Source organism: Butyricimonas sp. RTP31003st1_G1_RTP31003_210430, assembly GCF_040920905.1.
GTDB lineage: Bacteria > Bacteroidota > Bacteroidia > Bacteroidales > Marinifilaceae > Butyricimonas > Butyricimonas paravirosa.
The window spans coordinates 45762-56546 of sequence record NZ_JBCOSQ010000030.1 but is presented as its reverse complement, the minus strand read 5'-3'; the positions used below and the strand labels follow the sequence as shown (position 1 = coordinate 56546).

General features: G+C 40.8%; 8 protein-coding genes. All 8 read right to left on the bottom strand.

Annotation, left to right across the window (positions count from 1 at the left end; genetic code table 11):
* The coding region (locus AB5542_RS11040; protein WP_368243056.1) for a PKD-like family lipoprotein at positions 1-1257 on the bottom strand (1257 nt) is incomplete at its 3' end.
* Positions 1258-1300: 43 nt separating this feature from the next.
* Positions 1301-2047: a DUF4843 domain-containing protein gene (locus tag AB5542_RS11035; protein ID WP_027199741.1), complete on the bottom strand. Its 747-nt coding sequence runs from the start codon at positions 2045-2047 to the stop codon at positions 1301-1303.
* Between the two features lie 12 nt (positions 2048-2059).
* Positions 2060-3499, bottom strand: a complete 1440-nt coding sequence (locus AB5542_RS11030) for a RagB/SusD family nutrient uptake outer membrane protein (protein ID WP_279039149.1) — start codon at positions 3497-3499, stop codon at positions 2060-2062.
* A gap of 36 nt (positions 3500-3535) precedes the next feature.
* A complete protein-coding gene (locus tag AB5542_RS11025; RefSeq protein WP_279039148.1) occupies positions 3536-6925 on the bottom strand; it encodes a SusC/RagA family TonB-linked outer membrane protein in 3390 nt (1129 codons plus the stop codon).
* A gap of 86 nt (positions 6926-7011) precedes the next feature.
* Complete coding sequence (locus AB5542_RS11020; protein ID WP_279039145.1) at positions 7012-8190, bottom strand: FecR family protein; 1179 nt, start codon at positions 8188-8190, stop codon at positions 7012-7014.
* A 95-nt stretch (positions 8191-8285) separates the two neighbouring features.
* Positions 8286-8861, bottom strand: coding sequence for an RNA polymerase sigma factor (locus AB5542_RS11015; protein ID WP_279039144.1), 576 nt, complete (start codon positions 8859-8861; stop codon positions 8286-8288).
* Between the two features lie 145 nt (positions 8862-9006).
* Positions 9007-9687 carry a hypothetical protein gene (locus tag AB5542_RS11010; protein WP_279039142.1) on the bottom strand — a complete coding sequence of 227 codons (681 nt, stop codon included), beginning with the start codon at positions 9685-9687 and terminating at the stop codon, positions 9007-9009.
* A complete protein-coding gene (locus tag AB5542_RS11005; protein WP_288215233.1) occupies positions 9684-10760 on the bottom strand; it encodes a TlpA family protein disulfide reductase in 1077 nt (358 codons plus the stop codon). Before AB5542_RS11005 ends, AB5542_RS11010 begins: the two co-directional genes overlap by 4 nt.
* Positions 10761-10785 lie beyond the last annotated feature (25 nt).

The window sequence follows — 10785 nt, the reverse complement described above, 5'->3', positions numbered from 1 at the left end:
TTTGTCATCCGTTGCATAATACATGACTTCTTCCATAGCCTGTGACTGAAACTTGTGGGCTTTCTCTATATCCGGACATCCATCCAGAATATAATATCCCGTAATCACATCCGGACGGTTCTTATCATCTGCATTCATATTAAATGTCCATATTTCATGCAAACCGGTATCGCTATCTTTCAATACGGCATACATTGTAACATTCGGACCATAACCTATATATATGCACTCTTTATTTCCCAACTGATTCGGGTCCTGTTTGCCATCTGCAGAAGTATTTCGGAATATATGCAAATTATCTTCCGAACGGAAATGCGGGAAGGCAAGAAAACGACGGTGTTTCTGATCATACGCAATCCCGAAAAGATCTCCTTCTCCCGGATACGGATTGTAAGGTCTGTACAAATAATGCGTGATGTAATAATCGTCTGTCAAATCCTCTAATAACATTCCCACCCCGTAAGTTGTCGCCTCCTCGTATTGAGTTCTCTTATGGATATGCCCGTTTACAGCAATCACATCGTAAGGACCACGGGCACAATTATTCAAGCCTCCCACAACAAATTCCCCGTCAAAAGCTTTAATAAACATATCGTTATTTCTCCGAATCACAGTAAAATTATCCAGCGGGGAAAGGTCCTCGACAGAATGTTCCGTTGCAATACTTGTTTCAAGATACCCGGCAACAACAGATTTCATATCCGTGACAAGCTCGCCAATCTTCGCTCCGTTATTGATACTATAAATATTCTCAAAAATACGATCATCTTCATGTTTACTATAATTCCGGTTAAAGTTCTTCCCGATAATCAAATGCAGATCGGAAGTTTGTTCATCTTTAGTATCAGCCACTAACAAACCGGCCTCGTATTGCCCTGTTACATACAGGTAATAACGCTTGGTTACCGTCAATTCATTCTCCGTATCCGTAACCGTGTACAATAAAGAATAAGCCTCCCGATTCATCGGCACGTTGATCACCGTGTCCAATATCATCGTATTTCCCAACGTTTCATGTTGCCCGTGTCCCTGAAGTTTCCATTCGAACGATAATGCGGCATCATCCATTCCCTCTTTATAAGCTAATGTCTTTATTTTCAAACGTCCTCCCTGGCTCACGTATAGTTCCATAGACGTCGAGAAATCATTAATCTGGATCGGTTTCAAAAACTCGACATTCTTGGATGATTCGTCATCAAAGCAAGAGCCAAGCAAGAAACAAATCATCACCAGTCCTAAAAATATTTTTGTTTTCATCTGTTCATCTTTTATTAAACAATTCCATTAAACACGCCACCCATTACCACGGGGCAGGAACAACGATCTCTTTACCAGCGTAATCCCCATCATCATGTTTCATCGGCCCAGTTGTCGAGTGTTTATTATATTCGGCTAATTCCAAACGAATCATCTGCTGAATATTTGACATCTCGTAATACGACATATCGTACTTATCCGGATCCGGGTTAGGTATCGGAGAAAATAAATCCCAATAAGGCAAAGAAGTACGTCCTAATTTCTCCATGATAAACTTCCACCAGCCTGTCGAATAAGGTCCGAAAAAGTATTCTAACTGAGACCAGTTATAAGGTTTAATAATCTGAGCGGTAAACGTGAAATTACATGCCGGATAAACCAAATCCAATTCTTTAAAATCTTCGTTCTCCACGATCTGTACCCGAAGTCGCACAACCTTATGTTCCAACTCCTGCACACTATTCACAACCACCGGAACAAATCCTGATTCCGATCCGGCACTTATAGTTCCCTCCAGTAATTCATACATATCTCCCGTTGCAGTCGTTGAATCTGCAACAACTACCACCTTCACTTTTCGATCGTAATCTTCCAAATCTCCGGTAAGCAAAATAGGCAATAGTACCGTATCGACATCTTTCCAAGGATTTTCAGCGAAGGTATAAGAAAACTCCTTCCCGTTAAAATAAACCCCCGGACGTCCACGGTATCCCATCGGTTCATCTTTCTCGCATCCACCAAGAAAAACAGAAAGGAATATAACCAGACTATATAATATACTCTTTTTCATAATTCATCATTTTTAATAAGTTTCTCGACTTCCAAACTCAACCTCCGTCTTCGGTAACGGCATCACGTACGTGTTGTCGTTCATAACAACCGTAGATCCTTGAATATTGGTCACTCCTCTTCTCTTGTAATAGAAAAACATTTGCCCTTCCAACAACATCTCTTTACGCCACTCTTTCAATATTTCCTGCTGAACTACACTCTGAGACAAATCATTTTCTAATTTGCGTTGAATTCCTCTTTTCTCCCGCACGATATTCAAATAATTAATTGCTTTCTGCCGATCGGTAACACTTCCCGTCTCGTTCAAGCACTCTGCTGCCATATAATAAACCTCCGCTTTCCGGATCAAAGGAAGACGATTGGCATAAGTAGATTTATCCACCTGTTTCAACTTCAGAAAAGCATATTGAGTACCTAATTTATCATACAACCACAAATAGCGATAATCACCTGCACCCGTGTTGTCTCCCAGTTCAAACAAATCTTTACCCGTCTGTGCCGCATGAAACAGGAATTGGGGATTCGTTCTCGTAATATCCACTTTAGCCTCGAAACTCAACTCCGTGATCTTCGAAAATTGGTACACGTTCAATCCGAAAAGATATTCGGAAGAAAACGTAAAATCACGCAACTGCAAATCATTCGTTTCCAATCTATTCTTATCTACCCACGGGAATTGCTGCTCCATTGCAATCAACTCTTCGGCATATTTCAACGCCATATCCTTATTCCCCTGCCACATGGCCACCCGGGCCCGTGTTGCCAACAAAGCATAATAGTTAAACGTCAACCGAGAAGTTGCCACCTCACGAGGCAAAAACTTATCAGCCTCTGCCAAATCAGCCTCGATATAGGCTAAGACATCTTTTACTGTAGATTGTTTTGTTATCTCTTTATTATAATCCGTCACGTAAGGAATCGACAAACGACTCAATATCTCCGGACGTTCCTTTAAATCACCCCAACCGAACAGGCGCAACAAATCAAAATGCAGAAAAGCACGTAATCCCAAACATTCTCCCTTAATCCGAGCGTACACAGGTGGGGTTACACAGGAACTCGTTTCCAAGTTTTTCAAAATATTATTCACATTGGCAATTGCATTATAAGCTGCACTCCAAATGCCATCAATCCGTGTCAACACGGCATCCATATCATAACGATACTGGGTACAATCGAAATAATTGTTTGTCAGCGGATCAATCTCGTATTGTTGAGCTACCGCCTCTATAAAACCGTAACTCATCTCTTTTCCATACAAACGGGTATCGGTCATCAGTATATACACACCCGTTATAGCATCTTCAAAACCTTGTTCCGTCTCGAACAACACGTCACCCTTTATTTCAGATTTGGGTTCCACGTCCAACCAATTAGAGCAAGATATGGTTCCGAATGATAATAAGCTCATCCAAATTATCAAACAGTATGTATTTATTCTAGCGCTCATATTTTTATATTTTATTCATTCAATCTATAACAGGACTTAAAAAGTCATCTGCAACGAAAAATTATAATTTCTTGCAAAAGGATAAGACAATCCTCGTTCTGTCTTAATCGTGGACAACTTAGCCACATCATTCATATAGAACGCCACACTCAAACGCTCCATACCCATTTTCTTCACGAAAGCATGACGGAAGAAATCATACGAGAAATTGATAGAAGATATATTCAACTCATTCTTCTTTTGAACAAAACGAGAGGTTGCATAAGTCTTCTCGTCCACCTTATAGGCCTGTTTCTCCGGGTCCCATACCTGCTTCAATGACCGGAAACGTACCTTATCCCCCGGTTTCTGCCATCTACCCTCCAAAACCCGTTTATCCACGGCATAGCTCATATTTACATTCTCTACCCGATCCACCAAAGTCTCGTTATACATTTTAGCTCCTAATTCGTACATGCACATCACGTTCAAACCAAATCCTTTATATCCGAGATTTATCCCGAAACTCCCGCGCAATTTTGGCAAATTATCTCCACACACGACCATATCTTCCGCCCGGTATTCATACGTGGATACTCCATCTTTTGTCAAATAAATCTCACGTCCGGTTGCCGGATCTATCCCTAACGAGCGAACAGCCCAAATAGCGTTCATGGAAACTCCGTCGTAATATTTGGTGACCAATTTACTATCACTTTCCGCCATCTCATCCATCTTCTCGTTATAGGCCTTCATGGAATCGGAAATCTTGACAACCCGATTCTTATTGTGTGCCGCACGTAAGGAAAGCGTTAAGAATGTCCTGTCTTGAGGACGCGACAACACCATGTAACTCATACTTAACTCAACACCCGTATTTCTTACTTTTCCCACATTTTCTTGTACCGTTGTAAATCCGGTAGATGGGGGTAAAGTGAAGGCAACCAACAAGTTTTCCGTCGTACTCTGGTAATAATCAAACACGAGATTGAAATTATTTTTTACTGACATATCCATACCCACGTTGTAATCCATCTTCTTCTGCCACTTCAAATCCTTATTCTCCATACCCATCAAATAGGCTCCCAACTTATTCTCATAATTTTTCTCGCTATAATTATAAGTAGCCAAAGACTGATAGGCATTATTTCCCTGTGATCCCGTACTTCCGACTGATGCTCTTAATTTCAAGCGTGAAAACCATTCCTTACTTCTCAACCATTTCTCGTTGTGCATATTCCATCCGGCACCCAAACTCCAGAAATTACCCCAACGTTGATTTGCTCCAAACTGGCTGGACGCATTTGTTCTGAACGTGGCATCAAAAAGTAACCGATCATCGTAGGAATAGTTGAACACGGCATTCACACCAATATTACGAGTTGTCGATTCCGCACCCTGTGGTTTTGTATCCTCTGCATACTGACGGGCAAAAAAGATACTGTTCATCCGGTCACTGGGAAATCCCTCTGCCTTGTAAATATTCTCTTCGTAAGTCGTTTCATCCAAACTGTAACTCAAAAAACCGAACAAATAATGTAGCTCTTTCACTTGACGGGAAAAATTCAAACTGAAATCGTAGTTCATCGTTTGACTCTCTCCCTCGTTAATCTGGTAAGAACCTTTCTTCTGTAATTCTTGCTCTGAATTAAATTTCAAATGATTAGCGGGATAAAACTGATCCGACCGACTGAATTTACGATTAAAACCAATCCTCACTTTCGCCTTAAACCCTTGTAAAATATCATATTCACCCTCGAAATTATCGGTAACCTCCGTATATTTATCTTTCAGACTCGTATTCAACGTGGCGTTATAAAGCGGATTCCCGTAAAAGGCCTCTTCATCCCCGGCATTTTTTGCAATCTGACCATATTCATCCACCGGACTCCAATAAGGATTCAGTTTAGAATATTCTGCAAACGAACCATAAGGAGAGTCATTACTCTTGTTCATGTTTACAGACAACTCATTCCTAAACTTAAATTTGTTATTCCGATAAGAGGCAAACACAGAACCGGCCACATTCGTCCGATCGGAGCCTTTCATAACACCCACGACATCATTGTATGAGACGTTCGCCACGAGCTGAATGTTCTTATCTCCCAATTCGATCATCAACGAATGTTTATGACCGACACCATTTCTCAATGGTTTGGCTAACCAATCCGTATCTACCCCGGCTTTCACTTTTGAGAGACGTTCCATGTATAATTTTTCCAACCGGAGAATATCGTCCACGTTCTCCCGGCTCGAAGGAGTGTACATCCCGTAAATTCTCTCTGCCTCTAACTTTTCCTCTGCATTACACAAATTATAAGAAGACAAATCCGGAGCCTGAACATCCACGCTTCCGGAATAACTTACCCGGAGATTCTTGGAAACATTCCTTTTCGTCTCGATAACCACAACCCCGTTGGCTGCCTTCGAACCATATATTGCTTTTGCAGCTGCATCTTTCAATATCGTCACCGACTCAACACGATTAATATCCAAATCGAAGATTTTCACCGCACTCGCCTCAAAGCCATCCAATATAAAAAGAGGAATATTCGGATTGTTTTCGTAATTACCCCGCAAATCCAAATCACTATTATCACCCATCGTGATCACGGAAGTTCCCCGCAATTGCATATCCGGAATCCGGTTAGGATCGGAACCAAATTCAAGGCTCTCGAAAATCATCAACCCGGGTTCCATGCTCTTCAAACTCTGGAATACATTCTGATTCCCCACCTTCAACAATTCATCCCCCTTAATCGTCGTTGCCGATCCCGTGAAACTACTGGCCTTACGGGTAAACATTCCTGTTACCACGACCTCTTCCACCTCCGTCACATCATCTTCCAACACGATATTAATCACGTTATTTCCCGTATACTTCACCTCCCGGGATTTCATTCCCACGAAAGTAAAAATCAACACGGGCTCCTGTACATCCGGAATCGTGATACTATAACGTCCGTTCTGGTCGGTAACCACACCCATTGTCGTGTGTTTTAATAAAATCGTTACCCCCGGCAACGGCAGACTATCCTTATCTACAACCCGTCCCGTAATCGTGACCTTTTTCACTTCCTGCACCGGAGCATCTGCCCGCTTGATCACGATAACATCTTGTTGCACGACATACGTCAACCCCGTTCCTTTCAAGCAAATATCCAACGCCTCATAGACATCCTTGTCCTTCACCTCCACGCTCACTTTCCCCGCCTTCAACAAATCATTCGCGTTGTAAGCGAATACAAACCCGGATCGTTTTTCAAGTTCCCAGATGACATCTTTCATCAAAGCATCTTTCATCGAAAAGCTAATCTTAGGTCCCGGCAATAAAACATTATTGCTCGCGTGTCCCCATTGGGGAAGAAATAGGGCCACTTGTAATACAAGCAACACATACCTCATTTTTATTCCCCATTTATAGGGGAATCCATGATTTTTTTTCATAACTTTGAGTGTTTATTTATTTAACTTTATAGTACTTTTACCACAAAGTACTTGTTCAAGCGGGAGATGTACCACCATCTTCCGTTTTATTTTCTCTTTCTAATCCATATTTTCCTATCGTGAATACTCGTCTCAATAGTACCCGTCGCCTCGAATACTTTCAATAAAGGTTCTATCGTTGCATGACGACTAAAATTACACCCGAAAGGATAATCCTTCACTTCCTCGTCCTCGTACACCACGTCAACATCATACCAACGGGATATAATTTTCATCACCTCTTTCAAAGGTTTCTCCTTAAAACGTAAACGCCCTTCTTTCCAAGCCATCGCGTAGGACACATCCACCTCGCTCACCAGCATGGAATGATCTCCCCGGTTGAGAGCCGACTGTTCCCCGGGATGAAGAACCACGCTTTCCCCGCTGACTTCCGAAGAAATCTTCACGGAACCCCGAACCAACGTCGTGCGTATAATAGAATCCTCCGCATAAGCGGAAACATTAAACTCCGTTCCCAAAACTTTTATCGCCATCTGGGAAGTCTTCACGATAAAAGGAGCATCCTCATGATGAACAACCTGAAAATAGGCCTCCCCTTCCAACTCTACCACCCGTTCCCCCTTCCCGAACTTTGTCGGGAAACGCAATTTCGAATCCGCATTCATATAGACCTCGGTCCCGTCAGACAAAGTCAAAGAAAACTCTCCCCCGCGAGGAATAACCAGCTCATGGTATACCGACTTCTCTTGCTTATCATCAACACCACTCTCGTAACTGATATGTTCTTTCAGGACGTTAATCTTGGTACCATCCGATTCTTTCAATGTTTTTTCTTGTTGTTGTTCCAGCACCACGGGTAAACCATCTGCTAATATAAGAATTGCCTTACTCGTTCCGGAAGTAATTGTTTGCACCATTTCCACCTTATCTTTACGGGAATAATACACTTGGTGTAATAAAACGGCAATAGCCAGAGGTAAGACAAACATCGCCACGTAACGCATCCAATAAATCCGACGGCGACGTCCCCCTAGCCGGGATTCCCGTTTAAGTTCCAAAGCTTTCCACCCCTCCTCCACGTTAATGGAACGAGTTGCCTTCCCTTTTTCAACCTGATAAGACTCCGATGTTACCCGTTCAAACCACGCACGATTCTTTTCTGACGCAGAAAGCCAATCGGACAGATACTTTTGTTCTTCATCTGTCAAATTGTTGGCAAGATACTTCCCCACCAAAATCGCAACATCAAACTTCGTTTTATCCATACTACTTGTATTGAATATTTATATATTCTTTCAATCTTACAACACAAGAAATGGTAGATCGGGTATGTTACATTCAATTATTTAACATTTATTAATCAAAGAAACAGATATAAGAAAAATATATCCAACAGGTAATAATAATCTTTCATACTCTCTTTCAATCTCTTATACGCCTCTTTCTTATAGGCATGCACAGCATTTTCGGACACGCCCATTTTTTGAGCAATATCTGCATTCTTCAATCCTTCCAAGGCGTAATTGATCACGTTCCGCATCTGTGGCGGTAAATGCTCTATCGCCCGGTAAAATACACGATATGCCTCTTCCTCCATGACTTGATTCTGGAAAAATTCATCCGAGTCCATGGCAATATCCTCCGTCACCGGCAAATCCTCACGCTTATTCCGAAGTAAATTCAAACAATCATGGCGAACCACCACGTAAAGAAAAGATTTTATCTTATAGTAATTATCAAAATCCGTATGCCTGTCCCAATATTTCAAAAAAGCCTCCTGAACCACGTCCGCCGCCGATTCCCGCTCTCCAAGGAAACGTTCTGCAAACAGACACAAAGCCGTATAGAACTCATCGAATAATACTCGAAAAGCACCTTCATCACCCTTCTGTAGTTGGTCTATGAATATATCTATATCCTTCTTTATCACTCTCATAAACGGCTCCCTCGGATCTAATAATTATTACAAAAATAATAATTTAATCCGGAATGCCATCAATTATATTCACCTTTAAGCCTATCATCCACACAACAATAAATCCCGGCTTCACCGGGATTTATATACAAAATTACAAATAACACTATTTTTTATGATCATTTTTATACTTTTCTTTCAACTCCCGAACCTCCCGGAGCATCACGGAATCTCTGGTACAAAATTCAAAATCCCATGATAGACTTTCTATAAACATCGTGTAACCATACAATTGTATCATTGTTTTATAGTTTTGGAAAGCATAAGCCCTCCTTACCTTTTCACTCTTCACGTTATACAAAACGTCCATTGATCTCTCCCACACAGATGCCCGAGGTGATTTCCAAGCGTAATAACTATCCAACAAACCCATAATCTCCATACCAGACAACAAATCCAAATCCGGAGAGTCAATATCCAAATCACCCAAACGCCTCTCCAACTCATCCTCCAATGTTGCAGCACCTTTTACCTCTTTTTGTTTCACATATTTCCCCAAAGAATTCAAATACCCCAATTTATGATACAAAATAGCTTTTTTCTTCGAATCTACACTCGATAGAGAATCTATCATGGAGCAAGCTTTCTTTTCTATATCCACGAAATAACGCATATATTCTTCGGGTGACAAATTCATATATTCCGGTTCTTGCAAAAGATTATAACAAGAATAAAGTTTTTGCAATATCTTACCGTCTTGGTCGGTTCCATTTTGCCCGACAGTAATAAATCTTATTCCTATGGTAAAGAATAATAACATGCATAATACACCATATCTTTTCATCATCTTATACCAACTTCTTTATTAAATATTTTCGTGAATTCTTTCTCAGAAGGAGCAATATGCCACGCATCCACGATTTTTCCTTCCGGATCAATCAGCACGTAACGCAAAAGGACACCAACGGCATAATCTGTCATAAATTGAGAGATATTACTTTCACAACGCATATGAACCATTTTACCTGCAAAATCTTTTTCTCTCAAAAATTTAGCCCATCCCTCCTGACCGACATTCAAAGCAAAAGACATGATAACGATATGATCGTAATTCTCATATTGTTTCGAAGTCTCTATAAGACCGGGCATTGCCTTTATACATGGTCCACACGTTGTAGCCCAAATATCCATCAACACATATTTTCCCCTAAAATCAGATAATTGGTAAGTTTTCCCATCTTCATCCATCACGGTAAACGCAGGGGCAACCTTTCCTTTACTCAAAGCCAAACATTTAGCCCTAAGTTCTTCGCTAAAAGCTAAAAGCTGAGAATCTCTCGAATAACGTTTTACATCTTTCATCAACATACGCAATGAATCCGAATAACCATAATACGCCATATATCCTTGTAAGATAGGTTGCACGAATCTACGCTGAAATTCACCATTTCGAGAATTCTTAAGCACATAAGTTCCTCTTTTTATGGACATTCCTATTTTGTTATTCATCATGTATCTCCCATACAAGTTGGCTTCATATATATAGGGTAATTCGTCTATAAAAGGAGACTTCATATCTAATCCCTTAAGCCGTTTCTTGTATTTCTTTACCAAATCCTTCCCTCCTCTATCCACGTATAGCCCCAATGTATTCATTACATTTTTATAGGCAACCAATTCGGCTTTAGCCTTAAAAGCATCTGTTGGCAAAGAATCTATCATCAACATAACAGCCAGATCAACCTCATCAAAACATTTACTATACTCCTCTGCAGGAAGTGTTGCCTTGTCTTTCTGATTTAGAACATTATACATCAAATCTATTTTCGAATACACCTTTTCTTCCTGTGTTTGCCCCATACTCGGCACAACACCTAGCAAATTGAATAAAAACAATAAAATTATACCTGTGATTTTCATACGTTCTATTTTATTCATATTTTTA